The 15,527-nt window shown below is 27.6% G+C and carries 14 protein-coding genes and 1 pseudogene; 7 read left to right on the forward strand and 8 right to left on the reverse strand.

Annotated elements, in window-relative coordinates:
• Window positions 1-173: 173 nt before the first annotated feature.
• The 3 genes from QZ288_RS10820 to QZ288_RS10830 all read left to right on the forward strand — a co-directional run bounded on the left by QZ288_RS10820 (window position 174) and on the right by QZ288_RS10830 (window position 5,100).
• Window positions 174-2,084 carry a methyl-accepting chemotaxis protein gene (locus QZ288_RS10820; protein WP_295158763.1) on the forward strand — a complete coding sequence of 637 codons (1,911 nt, stop codon included), beginning with the start codon at window positions 174-176 and terminating at the stop codon, window positions 2,082-2,084.
• Between the two features lie 121 nt (window positions 2,085-2,205).
• Window positions 2,206-4,158: a methyl-accepting chemotaxis protein gene (locus tag QZ288_RS10825; protein WP_295158765.1), complete on the forward strand. Its 1,953-nt coding sequence runs from the start codon at window positions 2,206-2,208 to the stop codon at window positions 4,156-4,158.
• A gap of 204 nt (window positions 4,159-4,362) precedes the next feature.
• Window positions 4,363-5,100: a site-2 protease family protein gene (locus QZ288_RS10830; RefSeq protein ID WP_295158767.1), complete on the forward strand. Its 738-nt coding sequence runs from the start codon at window positions 4,363-4,365 to the stop codon at window positions 5,098-5,100.
• Between the two features lie 4 nt (window positions 5,101-5,104).
• On the opposite strand, the gene QZ288_RS10835 is transcribed toward QZ288_RS10830, so the two are convergent.
• From QZ288_RS10835 to QZ288_RS10850, 4 genes are read right to left on the reverse strand one after another with little or no spacing between them, the layout of a single operon-like run.
• Entirely contained in the window at window positions 5,105-5,983 is an 879-nt protein-coding gene (locus tag QZ288_RS10835) for a hypothetical protein (protein WP_295158769.1), read from the reverse strand.
• Between the two features lie 18 nt (window positions 5,984-6,001).
• A complete protein-coding gene (locus QZ288_RS10840) occupies window positions 6,002-7,078 on the reverse strand; it encodes a peptidylprolyl isomerase (protein WP_295158771.1) in 1,077 nt (358 codons plus the stop codon).
• 20 nt (window positions 7,079-7,098) lie between these two features.
• Window positions 7,099-7,515, reverse strand: coding sequence for a DUF948 domain-containing protein (locus QZ288_RS10845; protein WP_295158772.1), 417 nt, complete (start codon window positions 7,513-7,515; stop codon window positions 7,099-7,101).
• A 6-nt stretch (window positions 7,516-7,521) separates the two neighbouring features.
• Window positions 7,522-7,785, reverse strand: coding sequence for a YtxH domain-containing protein (locus QZ288_RS10850; RefSeq protein WP_295158774.1), 264 nt, complete (start codon window positions 7,783-7,785; stop codon window positions 7,522-7,524).
• A gap of 245 nt (window positions 7,786-8,030) precedes the next feature.
• On the opposite strand from QZ288_RS10850, the gene QZ288_RS10855 reads away from it, so the two are divergent.
• Both QZ288_RS10855 and QZ288_RS10860 read left to right on the forward strand, forming a co-directional pair.
• Window positions 8,031-8,543, forward strand: coding sequence for a PaaI family thioesterase (locus QZ288_RS10855; RefSeq protein ID WP_295158776.1), 513 nt, complete (start codon window positions 8,031-8,033; stop codon window positions 8,541-8,543).
• A gap of 133 nt (window positions 8,544-8,676) precedes the next feature.
• Window positions 8,677-10,470, forward strand: a complete 1,794-nt coding sequence (locus QZ288_RS10860) for a glycosyltransferase (protein ID WP_295158778.1) — start codon at window positions 8,677-8,679, stop codon at window positions 10,468-10,470.
• 67 nt (window positions 10,471-10,537) lie between these two features.
• Here QZ288_RS10860 and QZ288_RS10865 read toward each other — a convergent pair whose 3' ends face one another.
• Window positions 10,538-11,719, reverse strand: coding sequence for a M20 family metallopeptidase (locus QZ288_RS10865; RefSeq protein WP_295158780.1), 1,182 nt, complete (start codon window positions 11,717-11,719; stop codon window positions 10,538-10,540).
• A gap of 840 nt (window positions 11,720-12,559) precedes the next feature.
• Here QZ288_RS10865 and QZ288_RS10870 point away from each other — a divergent pair.
• Window positions 12,560-12,724, forward strand: a complete 165-nt coding sequence (locus QZ288_RS10870; RefSeq protein ID WP_295158782.1) for a hypothetical protein — start codon at window positions 12,560-12,562, stop codon at window positions 12,722-12,724.
• Window positions 12,709-12,762, forward strand: a complete 54-nt coding sequence (locus QZ288_RS11790; protein ID WP_363322972.1) for a hypothetical protein — start codon at window positions 12,709-12,711, stop codon at window positions 12,760-12,762. The genes QZ288_RS10870 and QZ288_RS11790 overlap by 16 nt, the downstream gene beginning before the upstream one ends.
• A gap of 260 nt (window positions 12,763-13,022) precedes the next feature.
• On the opposite strand, the gene QZ288_RS10875 is transcribed toward QZ288_RS11790, so the two are convergent.
• From QZ288_RS10875 to QZ288_RS10885, 3 genes and pseudogenes are all read right to left on the reverse strand, one after another.
• The gene (locus QZ288_RS10875; RefSeq protein WP_295158784.1) at window positions 13,023-13,976 is read right to left on the reverse strand and encodes an ABC transporter permease; all 954 of its coding nucleotides are present in this window, start codon (window positions 13,974-13,976) and stop codon (window positions 13,023-13,025) included.
• 46 nt (window positions 13,977-14,022) lie between these two features.
• Window positions 14,023-15,138: an ABC transporter permease gene (locus tag QZ288_RS10880; protein ID WP_295158785.1), complete on the reverse strand. Its 1,116-nt coding sequence runs from the start codon at window positions 15,136-15,138 to the stop codon at window positions 14,023-14,025.
• Between the two features lie 32 nt (window positions 15,139-15,170).
• Window positions 15,171-15,527 (reverse strand): annotated as a pseudogene (locus QZ288_RS10885) (hypothetical protein); the annotation flags it as partial.

Here is a 15,527-nt window from a genome sequence, read left to right on the forward strand (position 1 = left end):
TTTACTGCGTTTCATACCTAAATTTTAACAAATTTAAGTTATCTAGGACAGCCCCAAAATATTTATTATACTATAAATACACTGCAGATTAATAATATATTTTATGCTTATTATTTATCATTGAAGAATTATTTAAAAAATTATTTAAAAAATTATTTAAAGGGTTATTTATTATGAAGAAAATTGGTTTACAATTTCAAATTACAGTTATTATATTAATTCCAATTATTATAATGATAATAATATCAAGTACTCTATCTACATTTTATATATACAAAATAGGCAAAAATCTCTCTTATAAGATTTTAGAAGAAACATCTAAAGGAGAGGCTAATTATTTAAAAATGAATTTCACACAAGAATTAAATTATTTAATAGGCTTTAAAATCAATTTAGAAACTATGTATGAAAATAATATTAAAGATATAAATATTTATAAAGAGAGTATAGATAATTTTTTTCAAGGACTTCCTCAAAATGTAAGAGGAATATTCATAGTTTTTGAAACTAATACTGTAGGAAATAATATTGATTATAACAGCAAATTTAATTACTATTTATCAAGAAGCGGAGAAAAAATATTTCCGTTAAATGAATTTCAAAATGATAAATATACAAAACCAATTACAACAGGAGAAAATTATATAACAGAAATATATGAATCAAATATAGATAATGAAAAGTCAATAATTTTTAGCTGGAGCATACCTATAAAAAGCAGCAATAATGTTATAGGCGTTATAGGTATAGATATAGATATAAAATTTATTTATCCTATTTTAGATACTATAAAACCTTTTGAAGGTACAGAAGCAGCTTTCTTTGATAATAATGGAATTGCTTTATATAATACTGTCGATTCAAGCAAAATATTCAAAAATATATATGATGCTTATCCTAACTATAAAAAATATAATGTATTAGAAAATATACAAAATAATCAAATATCAATTTTTCAAATTTACGGCTTGGGTATGAAGCAGTATTCAACTTATTTTTTTACGCCTATAGAAATTACAAAAGGAAAATATTGGGGACTTGAAATAGTAGTTCCAAACAAAGTTATTTTCAAAAATGCTTATACAGTAGTAAAAATAATATCTGTAATATCAATAATACTTATTATTATAATATCTGTAATATTTCCTTTGATAATAAGAAATAAAATCACTGTTATAATAGGCTATATTTCAAATGATATTAATAAAGTTGCAAACGGAGATATATCTGCAAAAATATCAGATAAATTTTTAACTATGAATAATGAATGGGGAGAAATAGCAAGAGGATTTCAATTAGCATTAGATAATTTGAATGAAGTTGTTTCTAATGTAAAAAATTCAGCTGACAAGGTTACTGCAGAGGCAAATAAAGTTTTGATAGGAAATAATGATTTATCTCAAAGAACCGATTCGCAGGCATCTAGTTTAGAGGAAACGGCTGCATCTATGAATGAAATGGCTAGTGCTATAAAAGAATCTGCCGAAGGAGTTTCGCAAAGTACTTCTATGGTGTCAGAAGCTAAAGAGTCTTTAATCAAAGCGGGAATCATAGTAGAAGACAGTGTAAATAAAATGAATGATGTTTATGAATCAAGTACTAAAATAATAGACATTACAAAACTTATAGAGGATATAGCATTTCAAACTAATATACTTGCCCTTAATGCTTCAGTGGAGGCTGCAAGGGCTGGAGATCAAGGAAAAGGATTTGCTGTTGTAGCAAGCGAAGTTAGAAATTTAGCACAGAATACTCAGGAATCTGTAAAAAATATTACGGCATTAATAAATGACAGTACAGACAAAATACATTTAGCTGCTAAAAGCGTACAAGAATCAAAAGAAATATTTGATGATATATCCGCTAAAATGGATAGTGCATCAAATATAATGGAAAGGATAAATATAGCCGCTCAGGAACAGCAGAAAGGAATAGAACAGGTAAATACTGCTATTAATAATATGGATTCTTCAGTACAAAAAAATGCTTTTTTAGTGGAGGAAGCTGCTGCTGCTTCTCAGTCGCTCCTTAATGAATCCAATGAATTGATGAATACTATAGAATATTTTAAATTAAAAAGTTAAATGCAATTCATATAACAGATTTTATATGTTTTTATTCTATAAAATATTAGTTTAAATAAATTTTATAATTGAAATATATACGGGAGTTATGTATAATATAAAAAAAATGTTAGGATTTCTTATGTTTAAAAAGGTCAGCCTTAAAGTAAAAATTAGTTTAATTATATTAGTTCCTTTGATTACAATGACAGCAATATCAAATATAGTCAATATTGTTTATGTGCAAAATATAAGCAGTAAATTATCATATAAAATTCTTGAAGAAACTGCAAAGAGAGAAGGCAGTAAATTAACAGCTGTATTAAAAGAAGATTTTTACAGTCTAAAAGCAATTAAATATACAATAGAAAATATGTATAGTTCTGGAATAGCTGATAGAAGAGCTTATGAGAGACTGATAGATGATTTTTTGAATATAATGCCTCAGACAGTTGCAGGAATGATGATTATATTTGAACCGAATATATTAGGAAATGATGCTGATTATATCAATACATATCCGCTAACCAGAGGACAGCAGGCATATTATATATCAAGAACATCTGATAATAAAATAATTTCAAAAACAGTTAGTATGCAGGACTTAAATGGGGATTATTATAGAGAAACAATTATGAAATCTAGCGAATACTTAACAGGGGTATATAATTTTGATGTCGGCAATAACAATATGGTAAAAATGTATACTTGGGCTATTCCTATAATTTATCGAAATAAGGTTATAGGTGTTATAACAGCAGATGTGAAGCTTGAAACATTAAATGAAACTATGAAAAGTATAAGCCCTTTTGAAAATTCAGAAGGACTTTTATATGATCATAATGGAAATTTTTTATATGATTCAGGCTCTGATAATAATTTAACTAAAAATATGTATGATGTTTATCCTCAGTATAAGGCTCATCAAGTATTTGAAAATGCATCTAAAGGAAATATATCATATTTTTCTGACTATACTGAATATTATAAAGGAAAAGCAACATACTTATTTATTCCTGTAGAAGTTATAGACGGCAAATATTGGATACTTGAATTAATGGCGGCAAATTCTTCTATATTCAGAGAAAGCAATATGATTAGAAATATTATGATTATAATATTTTTATTAATTATAACAATAAGCTCTATTATGATTCCGTATATAATAAAAAGAAAAGTTACAAGTATAATAGGATATTTGGCTAGAGATATATCAAGAATATATAAAGGGGATATATCTTTCAAAATTTCTAAAAAGTTCTTAAGTATGAATGATGAATGGGGAGAAATAGCAAACGGATTAGAAAATACATTAAGCAGTTTAAATAAAGTTGTAACTGTAGTAAAAAATTCTGCAGAAAATGTTTCTATTGCTGCCAATCAAGTTTTGATAGGAAATAATGATTTATCTCAAAGAACTGATTCTCAGGCATCTAGTTTAGAAGAAACGGCTGCATCTATGAATGAAATGGCTAGTGCTATAAAAGAATCTGCCGAAGGAGTTTCGCAAAGTACTTCTATGGTATCAGAAGCTAAAGAGTCTTTAATCAAAGCGGGAATCATAGTAGAAGACAGTGTAAATAAAATGAATGATGTTTATGAATCAAGTACTAAAATAATAGACATTACAAAACTTATAGAGGATATAGCATTTCAAACTAATATACTTGCCCTTAATGCTTCAGTGGAGGCTGCAAGGGCTGGAGATCAAGGAAAAGGATTTGCTGTTGTAGCAAGCGAAGTTAGAAATTTAGCACAGAATACTCAGGAATCTGTAAAAAATATTACGGCATTAATAAATGACAGTACAGACAAAATACATTTAGCTGCTAAAAGCGTACAAGAATCAAAAGAAATATTTGATGATATATCCGCTAAAATGGATAGTGCATCAAATATAATGGAAAGAATAAATATAGCCGCTCAGGAACAGCAGAAAGGTATAGAACAGGTAAATACTGCTATTAATAATATGGATTCTTCAGTACAAAAAAATGCTTCTTTAGTGGAGGAAGCTACAGCTGCTTCTCAGTCGCTCCTTAATGAATCCAATGAATTGATAAATACTATAGAATACTTTCAATTAAGAAAATAAGATTTAAATGCTAAAAAGCTAAATATAAAAATTATGAGCGTCTGACATTCGTAGAATGGCAGAAAATTAAAGCTCATAATTTTTATTAGCAATAATAAAAAAAATAAAAAAACTTGTGAGTGCCTGACATTCACAGAATGGCGGGATATCATTAACGAACAAGTTTAATAATAAAAACTAATAATTTTAAGGAAATGATGAAAAATGATTAATGAAATATTTTCCAGCAGATTATCAATAGGAATAATATCATATATAGTGTTTATAGTATCTGCAAGCACTCATGAATATTCGCATGCCAAGACAGCATTCATATTCGGAGACAGAACCGCTATGGATATGGGAAGACTTACTCTAAATCCTATAGCTCATATTGACATATTAGGAAGCGTAGTACTTCCGATAATAGCGGCTGTTACAGGAATTCCTGTTATAGGCTGGATGAAAGCTGTACCTGTAAATCCTTATAATTTTAATAATTTTGAAAGAGATCAGGCTTTAGTTTCATTTGCAGGTCCTTTTGCTAATCTAATGATTGCTGCTGTTTCTTTTATAATAATGAAAATACTAACATTTACTGCAGACGGTACTTTTTTAATATATAAGATTATAATAATATTAGAACAAAATTCAAATATAGTTTCTAATATTTTTCTTAATGCCCTGCCTGTAATTTTAACTATGCTGCTGATGTTTTATACTATAAATATAATGCTTATGTTTTTTAATTTACTGCCATTTCCTCCGCTAGACGGCGGATGGATACTAAGATTTTTCTTATCGCCAAAAGGCAAAAATACTTATGATAAAATATATCCTTATGGATTTTTAATACTTTATACATTATTGTTCTTTGGAATATTAAGAACTATACTAGGATTTATACAAACTATATCTCAATATTTATTGGGTGATTCTATAAATATTATATTCTCTATATAATTTACTATTTTTTATGACCTTTTAATTTAGGAGAGTAGAACATATATTCTATTGAAAAATTAAAATTTGAAGTATTAGGTGCATAGCCTTTTCCCCATACAACTTTATGATATGATACTGTCATATATAAAAAGTCAGATATTGTAGCTTTAAATTTAACAAAAGGCTCTACATACGAGAAATTAGATTTTTTAGTATATGGAAATACAAAAGTAACTCCTGTATACAAAGTAATAAAAGGCGAAGTTATAATTTCTACAGCTGCCGATAATTCTCCTATATTAAAAATATCTTCTAATAAATTATCTCTAGTATCAAATGTATATGCAAATAAGAAGTTCACAGGTATTACTTTAGGAACCCCTGCAAGCATTATAGTAGCATATATATTCATAGGATTTTTAATTTCTGAATATATATGATTATTTTTCATAAAACTATAGCTTAACCCAGCTTTAACTCCTATAGATAAATACCAATCTAAAAGAGTTGCTTTGATAAATGTATTAATAGAGTCAAAATTGAAAGCATCTGTCATATTTGTTGCACTAGTTATATCATTTCTTGAATCTTGTCTTTGGTATGTAAAGCCTGCCGATACTCCAATTTCTAAATATTTAATAGGTCTTACTGAAAAATAAGGCATAAAGGTAAAATATAAATCTCTTCTGCTTATATTTTGATTATGAGGATCTAAAGTATATAAAGTACCATTATCAAACCAAGAATTATATTCAGAAAATATGCCGCCTATACCAACAGAAAATATTTTATTTTTTCGTATATGAGGAGATACATCAAAATCAAAATCGTTTCTTCTTGCAAAAGAAATTTGATAAAAAAGACATAATATAAAAAATATAATAAATAATTTATTTTTCATAATTTATTAATTAGTAAATCACTTTTTATTTAATAATAAGTCAAGATTTTTTTCTATATTATATCTATATCTCAAATCTGTAACTAATATCTGATATTTCTGCTGAGTTTTGGCTTCTGTCACCAAAGAGGCTAATGCTTTCTGAGCATCTGCATAAGGTAAAGAATCTATATTATACATTTTACCATATCTTTCATAAGCTTCATTTATTTCTTCTTCTGTAGGTATAGGAATAGATTCTCTTATAGTTTTATCTATATAATTTGCCGTTACAGCATTTCTAGTTAAGAAATTTTCTATAGCTTTTGCCTGAGGGGTATCATAAAAACCTGCTTTTTTAGCCTCATACACCATAACTTCACGGGCTACAAAAGCCTTGAACATACCATCTCTAGCCTGAATTCTCAATGCAGCAGGTATATTTGCACCAGCCTGCTTTAAAGATTCATTAAACATATCATTGAATTCAGATAAAGGTATAGTTTCATCTTCTATTGTAATGCAAGGATCTGAAGTAACTGAATATTTCAAATTATAATTAGTCTTTGCTGATTCTAATATTTTATCATATTCATTACGCATACGCTCCTGCAAAATAGTAGTTTCTATTTCCATAGCTACCTGCTCATAAGCAACATTATGACCTACAGATGCCTGTATTCTAGCTCTATTATTATTAAAAAACCTTCTTTTTTCCGCATCAGTAACAACAGCGAAATCATCGCTTACTTTTTCCTGCATATAAAGCTGAGATAATTGATTATCTCTTTCTTTAGAAATTAAATTAATAATTTCTTCATCTTTATCATAACCTTCTTCAACTGCTTTAAGGTATACAAGTTCCTGATCTATAATTTGAGAAGCAAACTGCCATAATTGAAAATCATTTGTAAGAAGCATATTTACAGCATTATCAGGAGCACCTCTCAAAACTGTAAGATTTGATATTTCAGATAAGCAGTCCTCAACAGTCATAATTTTTTTTACATTACCTTGAGAATCTCTTATTCTTATTACCCAATTGGTATCATCTGAATATAAAAATAAACTTGATATAGTTGTAAATAAAAGTGCTAAAAATATTTTTTTCATCATAGTAAAGCAGTTCCTAATTATCAATCATAATCTTCATCATCATCTTGGGTGAAATCATCTTTTTTCTTATTTTTACTTTTGCTTTTAAATAAAGCAAATATAGATTTGAATATATTAATAATACTAAAATTATTAGATATATTTTCAGTTATACTGCTGAAATTATTAAAACTAGCAGATAAACTGTTAAAGGAATCATGTATATTATCTAATGTTATTTTCACTTTGTTTGCTTCATCATTAACTATATTGGTAATACCATTAATTTTTTCACTAATAGATTCAACATTTTCAAGTATTCTGTCAAATCTATTAGTAAATCTAAAATATCCGGCAAGTAAAACAAAAAATATGCCAAGAACTAATATCAATATAGATATAGATATAAAAGCCAAAGATATAGCTATAACATTAATTTGAAATGTAATATCTTGCATATTTTATTATTCTTCTACCTCTTCAGAAGATTTTTTCTTCCTTTTTTCAATAAAATCATTAGTTTTTTCTTTGCCTTTTTCAACTAGTTCAGAAGTTTTTAATACGCCTCTATGATAAATATCATCTACTTTATACTTGATATTATCCATAGTTTCTTTAATATCTTCTCTAGTCTCATCGCCTGCTTTTGGTGCAAATAATACACCTAATGCTACACCAGCTGTCACGCCCAATAAAAATGAAAACATCCCTGATACTTCTTTAGACATAATATCCTCCTAGTTTAAGTAACTTATTTTAATATTAAATTTAATTTTTATTTTTGTCAACAAAAAATAAAAGTCATTTATAAAACTTATTAATTTATAAAAAGTAATAAAAAATAAATAATAATATTGTTTTTTTTATTTAAAAATATTAATATAAATTAATAGTTTAAACGAGCGTATATAGCTAATAAGCTATTATAAAATAAATTTATATGTAATAATAAAATTTTTTAATGGGGTTTTTTATGGAATTGAAAGTACTAAATAAGCAGAATAATTCAAGAATGTGTATTGTATGCGGGTTTAAAAATGATTTAAGTCTGCAGGCAGAGTTTTATGAATTAGAAGATAAATCATTATGTGCATTGGTAACTTTCAAAGATGTGCATCAAGGATATCCCTCAAGAGTGCATGGAGGAATACTTGCTGCTATTTTAGATGAAACTATAGGAAGGGCTATGATGCCTTATACTGGAGAAGATAAATGGGGTGTTACTATGACGCTTACAACAAAGTATAAAAAACCTGTACCAATTAATGAAGAAATTAGAATAATAGGAAAAATAACTTCAGGAGACGGCAGAATATTTGAGGGAGAAGGCTATATACTTCTTAATGATGATAAAATAGCTGTAACTGCAAAAGGTACATATATATGTATGAGCCTTGAAAAAATAGCTGAAATGGATCCTAATAATGATGAAGATTGGGCTTTAGAGAAAAAAGATACTGATCCTAAAACAATAGATATACCTTAAATAAATATTTATTAAATATTATATTTTAAATCTTTAATAACATATTTAAATCTTTAATAACATACCTTTACAAATAAAATAGTTTTTGTATAATATTTAATTAAATAATAATCGTATATAAAAGCAGTAAAGTATGATAATAAAAGAATTAGTATCTATATTAGTTCCAATCTACAATATAGAAAAATCAATAGAAAAAAATATAAATATATTAATAGAAAAAGTTTCTCCTTTTTTTATGAACTTTGAAATAATAATTTCAGATGACGGAAGCAGTGATAATTCAAAAGAAGAAATAGAAAAATTATGCATAAACTTTAAAAATAATAATACAAATAAAAATTTAAAAAACATATCAGGAGTTTATGCAATAGAAAATCAGGGAAAAGGACATGCTTTAAAAAGAGCATGCGAAATATCTAATGGCGAGTATATAATATTCTGCGACGGAGATATGGAAATAGATCCTTCTCAATTAGAAAATTTTTTTGTAATAATGCAAAAAGAGAATGCTGATGTTGTTATAGGCTCTAAAAGACATAAAGATTCTATAGTGAATTATTCTAATATTAGAAAACTCATTTCTTTTATATATTTTATGTTTGTAAAGATATTTTTTCATCTTCCTATACAAGATACTCAGACGGGACTAAAACTTTTTAAAAGAGATGCCATTATAAATATTTTTCCAAGAATATTAGTAAAAGAATTTGCTTATGACTTGGAAGTCTTAGCTGCATGCAATTATAATGGTAAAAAAATAGTATCTGCACCTGTTATAGTTAATCCGAACAGGCATTTCGGATTTATAAAATTAAAAATTCTATGGAAAACTTTTATCGATACTTTAGCAATATTTTACAGACTTAATATTGTCCATTTTTATAATGATTTATTTTTCGAGTTAAAAGAAAAACCTTTTGTAAGCATTATAATACCATTAAAAAAAATTAATGATTATATAAAAGAAGAAACTGAATATTTACTTGAACAAATATATACAAATTTTGAAATTATAATACTTCCTGATAAATATACTGATGAAGAAATTAATATAGAATTATTTAAAGATTATAGAATAAGAATAATAGAAACAGGAGAACTTCCTCCTGCAATAAAAAGAGCTGTAGGAGTAAAAAAATCAAGCGGAAATATATTAGCATTTTTAGATGATGATACATATCCTGAAAAAGATTGGCTTCATAATGCATTAAGAGCAATGGAAAGTAAAGGAGTTAAGGCTTTAGGAGGACCTGCTGTTAATACTCATAAAGATAATTTTTCAAAGCAGATAAGCGGACTTATTTATAGTTCATCGCTTATGAGCGGAAAGCATAAAGCAAGATATATACCTGATAAAGTTCAGTATGTTAATGATTATCCAAGCTGCAATTTTATAATTACAAGAGAACTTTATGAAAAGGTAGGAGGTTTTGACAGTGAATATTGGCCAGGAGAAGATACTATTCTTTGCAATAATATTATGAAAGCTAATGAAAAAATATTATATACTCCTGAAGCATTGGTTTATCATCATAGAAGAGATTTATTTTTCGGACATTTCAAGCAGTTAAAAGGTTATGCTTGGCATAGAGGATATTTTGTTAAAAGATTTGGAGGAAATTCATTAAGTTTATCATATTTCATACCGTCTGTATTTTTACTTTATACTATTTTTCTTCCATTTGCTTTATATTTTAACTTACCGCAAATATTAAATAATTATATTCCTATTATAAACAAAAATATTTTTTCAGCTTTATTATTATTTCCTCATAGCTTTTATATATTATGCTTGCTTGGAAGCTGGGCAAGTACGCTATCTCCTATAAAGGGTTTTTGTAAAGCTGTAGGAATACTGCTATCGCATTTAACTTACGGTGCTTTTTTTATAATAGGTTTTATAAAAGGATTTACTAAAAATTAAAACTATATTTTTTATAAAATATAATTTTTTTATTGCATTATAATAATATATATAAAATAATAATTAATTATTTAAGAAAATCAAAAGCCCAATTAGCCATAAGTTCTGAAGGCATATTTAGTTTTTCTTCATTAATTTCAAATTTACTATTATGATTAGGTATATTTTTTTCTGTTATAGTGGAAAATAAAGCAAAACAGCCTTTAACTTCTCTCAAATAATAAGAAAAATCTTCTCCGCCCATACTAGGCTTATAATATTTATTCCAAACAGCTTCTTTAGAAAATATAGTTTCAGCAGTATTTTTTATATTATTTGTAATTTCAGCATCATTTAAAGTTGTGCATGCATATTCTATTATATCTATTTCGCATTCGCCTAACATTGAATTTGATATAAGTTTAGATTTTTCTTTTATCCTCTTTATAAAAAAATCTCTGACATCATTATTAAAAGTTCTAATAGTGCCTTCTATTTCAACAGTATCAGGTATAATATTAAAAGCACTTCCTCCGCTGATTTTACAAAGCGATAGTATAACCGTTTCTGAAGATTCTATTTCTCTTGTAATTATTGACTGAAGCCCGTTAATAATCTCAGCAGACATAATTATAGGGTCTATTCCAGCCTGAGGATAAGCTCCGTGCGTTCCTTTTCCTTTAATTTTTATTATTATCTTGTCTGTTGATGCCATAATAGGACCTTCCTGTATGATAAAAACACCATTAGGAGTATCAGGTGCAAAACTTCCTACATGTACTGCGAATATTGCATTAACATCTTTTAATGCATTTTCTTCTATCATTATTTTAGCACCCTTCCCTATTTCTTCGCCTGTTTGAAATAAAAATCTTACTGTTCCAGAAAACTCATCGGCATTATCATTAAGTATTTTACAGGCTCCAAGCAGTATAGCAGTATGTGCATCATGTCCGCATGCATGCATATTATTACTGCATGATTTATATTCAAAATCTGTATCTTCTTTTATAGGTAAAGCGTCCATATCGGCTCTTAAAGCAATTATTTTTTTATTGTCTTTATTATCTTTTTTTTTGCCATTTATAAAAGCTATAATACCAGAATCTTTTTTATTTTTTGTATATTTAATATTCTTAAAATTATCAAGTTCATTTATTACAAATTCTCTGGTTTTCGGCAAATCAAGACCTAATTCAGGTATAGTATGCAAATATCTTCTGCATTTTATAACATAATCTAGTATTTCTTTTGAATTATATTTAAGCATAATAAAATTCCATACAAAAATTTATTTAATTATATATAAAAAAGCAATATTTTACAAATGTCTGTTTATATAAATTATATATCAAATATTTTATAATTCACTGCCTATTAAGTGCATGCAAAATAAAACTTATAATATAGATTTGCTTATAATTCAAATTTTATTATAGATTTAGTTCACCTTGAATTTTGAATATCTATAAATGCTATCTTTTCACTGTCAAAAGCTCCTAAGAACTTAGGCGGAAGTTTTTTATCAAAAACTCGCTTTTTCCCTATAGTGAGTATAAGCTGTACAAAAAATCGCTATGATTAAAGCCCTTACTGAATTAATCATAGCAATAGCAACTTTGATTACTGCTTTAGCAACATTGCTTAAACGGTAATTGAAATTGGGGGTGGGTGGCAATCCCCCCCCCTCTATATATAAAAATTATAACATATATAAAATGAAGGTCAATATATGAATAACAAAATAATTGAAAATATAAGATTTGCTAGCTTTATTATATTATAAATAAATGAGAGGAGGCAAGCTGATGAAATTTAAAAAGAAAATGGCAATTATCGAAGCCCTATCAAAGCTAATAATTGCCATTGCTGCTTTAATAACTGCAATAGCACAGATTATTAAACAGTAAACAAAATGCGGGGAGTCATTACTGCTCCATAGCTTCCCGCTTTTTTATATATAAATTATATCAAATATAAAACGGAGGTCAATATATGAATGATAAAAAGTTTGATAGAATAATAAAAATTATTGATACAGTAAGTTATTTTATTATAGCAATATCTATAACAATAATAGCTTTAACTCAAATTATAAAAGGATAATATTATGCCAAAAGGTGGAGCAAGAAAGGGGGCAGGACGCAAAAAAATAGCTCCTGAAAATAAAGCTAAGCCAATATTAAAAGTAGCTTATGTAAGATTAGAAAATGAGCTATATAATAAATTAGAAAGTATGCTAAAAGTGAAAATCAAACTATTAGTCAATATTTAAAGAAAATGATAATAAATAAAATAGAAAGCACAAAATAATAATATTAGCCGATGTCGGAAAACCGACATCGGATTTTTTTATCTAAATTATACAAAAAATCTAAAATCTTATACTTTAGTATAAGATTTATTACTCATAATATTTTAATATCATTTTTATTTTTTGTTTTAACTGTTATTTTAACTGCCCGATCAAAATTTTTTTAAATTTGATGTTTATTAAGCACATAATAAATGAAATTATAAATAAAGCTAATAGCTATAATTAACCGCTAGCTTTTAAATGCAGTAATTATATATTATCTTACACTCTTATCATAAGCTGTGCCTGATGCTTTCGGAGCCTGTGAATTTTTAGATGTAAATGCAAGCACTATTATAGTTGTTATATAAGGTATCATTTTATATATATTATTCTGTATAGGCAAATCGGCAAGTATAGGTATTCCTGAATAAGCAGAAGCTAATGTCTTCATAAGCCCGAAGAAAAATGCTGCATAAAGTATTCTTATAGGATTCCATTGTCCGAATATAAGTACTGCTAAAGCTAAAAAACCATAGCCTGATACAGTAGCATTAAAATTTGTAGAGGTAGGAATAACAAAAACTAATCCGCCTAAACCTGCTAATAATCCTGATAAGGCAACTCCTATATAACGCATCTTATAAACATTAATGCCCACAGAATCTGCAGCCTGAGGATGTTCTCCGCAAGCTCTAAGTCTAAGTCCGAATTTTGTTTTATAAAGCAAAAACCAAGATAAAGCTAATATTATAAAACCTATATATGTAGTTATATAAGTGTTTTTGAAAAATAATCCGCCTATTATAGGTATTCTTCCAAGTATAGGTACAGATTCTATTCTAAAATTATTAACAAAACTTATTTGCTGAACAACTTGAACCGCCCTTGTTATATATATAGCAAAAGCAGGAGCAAATATATTTAAAGCAGTACCGCTTATAACTTGATCGGCACTCATACTAATAGCAGCATAAGCGTGAAAAAGAGAAAATATAAGTCCTGATAAAGCCGATATAATCATAGCAATAGATAATGTAATCATAGGAGGAAAATTAGCTCCAAATCTGCTTATAAAAAATATGCCTGCAAAAGCACCTATTATCATTATACCTTCAAGAGCAATATTGACTACACCGCTTCTTTCAGAAAACATTCCTCCCAATGCTGTAAGTAAAAGCGGAATAGAAAAGAACATTGTCTGCTGTACTAAAAAATAAATTGTATCCATTAAAATCTCCTTTTATCTTTTTTCTCTCTTTTATTTCTTTTTCCATTTACTCATTAGCATTTTTTTCTTCTTTTTTAACTAGTTTTTTGGATATAAACCCTACAATGGATTTGAAAAGCAAGGCAAAAGCACTGAAATATATAATAGCAGATATAATCATCTCTATAATTTCTGGGGTAAAATCATATATCTGCATATAAAATCCTCCTACAGTAATATGAGCAATGAAAAGCCCTGCAATTAAAATGCCTATAGGATTTGAAAGCCCAAGCAATGCAATAGGTATGCCCATAAAACCTTCGTATGCAAGCACATCAACAACTTCTATATGCTTTCCTACACCCGAAAGATATAAAAGCCCTCCTCCGAGCCCTGACAAAGCTCCTGCTATAACCATAGAAATAACTATATTTCTTTTTTCATTGATACCAGCATATTTACTTGCATCCTTATTAAGTCCGCATGCTTTAAGCTCGAAACCGAATATAGTTTTTGAGAGTATTATATATACTATGATTACTGCTATCACTGCAATGAAAAATCCTCCATTAGCACTTGAACCTTTAAATATAATATTAAGCCCCATATTAGGAATCATAGAAGAAGGAGGTATATTCTGAGACTGATTTTTAAGCATATCATAAACTGTAAGAGTAACTAAATAATTAACTAAATACATACCTATATAATTCATCATAATGCTTGAAATAACTTCATTAACATTAAAATGAGCCTTTAAAAATCCGGGTAATAAAGCCCAAAGTCCTCCTGCTATAAAAGCAGCAAATAAAGCTGTAATCCAATGAAGAGCAGGCGGAAGAAATATGCATTTAACAGCAACTAGTACAGCAGCATAAGCACCTACTATAAATTGCCCTGAAGCTCCTATATTAAAAAGCCCGTTTTTAAAAGCAAATCCTACTGAAAGCCCTGTGAGTATTAAAGGCGTGGCAGTATATATAACCTGTCCCATTCCTCTAGTACCTCCGGAAAATCCGCCTGAAAGTATAGTCATAAAAGCAGGTAATGCATCATAAATATTACTTATAAGAAGTATTATAAGCCCGAGAAGAAGCCCTATAATAATAGCAAGAAAAGAAGAAAATATACTAATAAATCCCTCTTTATCTAAAATATCAGCCAATTTATTTTTTAAATCCATTAAGCACTCCTTTATGACAATATATTTTCAAATTATTGATACCAATCTGTATATTTCACCTGCGAGGCATGTACAAAACCATAAAAAGCATCTCTTTCGTCTTTAGCATTAGGCGGAAAATAAAGTACTTCAACCCAATTTGCTATACTTACTAAGTCCTCACCCTCTAGATTAACAATATATAATAAAAGTGCATCATTATTAATCATATCATTTTTCAAAATTTTGCCTATTATTCTTCCATTAGGCTTATCTCTTATATTCACATAATCATCTTTAGAATTATATTCGAGTTTATAGTAATAACCTCCTCCATAATAATTATCTTTAGTAAGGTATTCTGTTTGTATATCTCCTAATGCCTTAAAATGCACAAGCTCTCCGTAAGC

The sequence above is a fragment of the uncultured Brachyspira sp. genome, from assembly GCF_910578695.1.
In the GTDB taxonomy this organism is placed as follows: Bacteria; Spirochaetota; Brachyspiria; order Brachyspirales; family Brachyspiraceae; genus Brachyspira.

Bases quoted from the DNA above. Each gene is read 5' to 3' on its own strand.
- QZ288_RS10820 (WP_295158763.1), top strand. From the start codon at position 174: ATGAAGAAAATTGGTTTACAATTTCAAATTACAGTTATTATATTAATT.
- QZ288_RS10825 (WP_295158765.1), top strand. From the start codon at position 2,206: ATGTTTAAAAAGGTCAGCCTTAAAGTAAAAATTAGTTTAATTATATTA.
- QZ288_RS10830 (WP_295158767.1), top strand. From the start codon at position 4,363: ATGATTAATGAAATATTTTCCAGCAGATTATCAATAGGAATAATATCA.
- QZ288_RS10835 (WP_295158769.1), bottom strand. From the start codon at position 5,983: ATGAAAAATAAATTATTTATTATATTTTTTATATTATGTCTTTTTTAT.
- QZ288_RS10840 (WP_295158771.1), bottom strand. From the start codon at position 7,078: ATGATGAAAAAAATATTTTTAGCACTTTTATTTACAACTATATCAAGT.
- QZ288_RS10845 (WP_295158772.1), bottom strand. From the start codon at position 7,515: ATGCAAGATATTACATTTCAAATTAATGTTATAGCTATATCTTTGGCT.
- QZ288_RS10850 (WP_295158774.1), bottom strand. From the start codon at position 7,785: ATGTCTAAAGAAGTATCAGGGATGTTTTCATTTTTATTGGGCGTGACA.
- QZ288_RS10855 (WP_295158776.1), top strand. From the start codon at position 8,031: ATGGAATTGAAAGTACTAAATAAGCAGAATAATTCAAGAATGTGTATT.
- QZ288_RS10860 (WP_295158778.1), top strand. From the start codon at position 8,677: ATGATAATAAAAGAATTAGTATCTATATTAGTTCCAATCTACAATATA.
- QZ288_RS10865 (WP_295158780.1), bottom strand. From the start codon at position 11,719: ATGCTTAAATATAATTCAAAAGAAATACTAGATTATGTTATAAAATGC.
- QZ288_RS10870 (WP_295158782.1), top strand. From the start codon at position 12,560: ATGCCAAAAGGTGGAGCAAGAAAGGGGGCAGGACGCAAAAAAATAGCT.
- QZ288_RS10875 (WP_295158784.1), bottom strand. From the start codon at position 13,976: ATGGATACAATTTATTTTTTAGTACAGCAGACAATGTTCTTTTCTATT.
- QZ288_RS10880 (WP_295158785.1), bottom strand. From the start codon at position 15,138: ATGGATTTAAAAAATAAATTGGCTGATATTTTAGATAAAGAGGGATTT.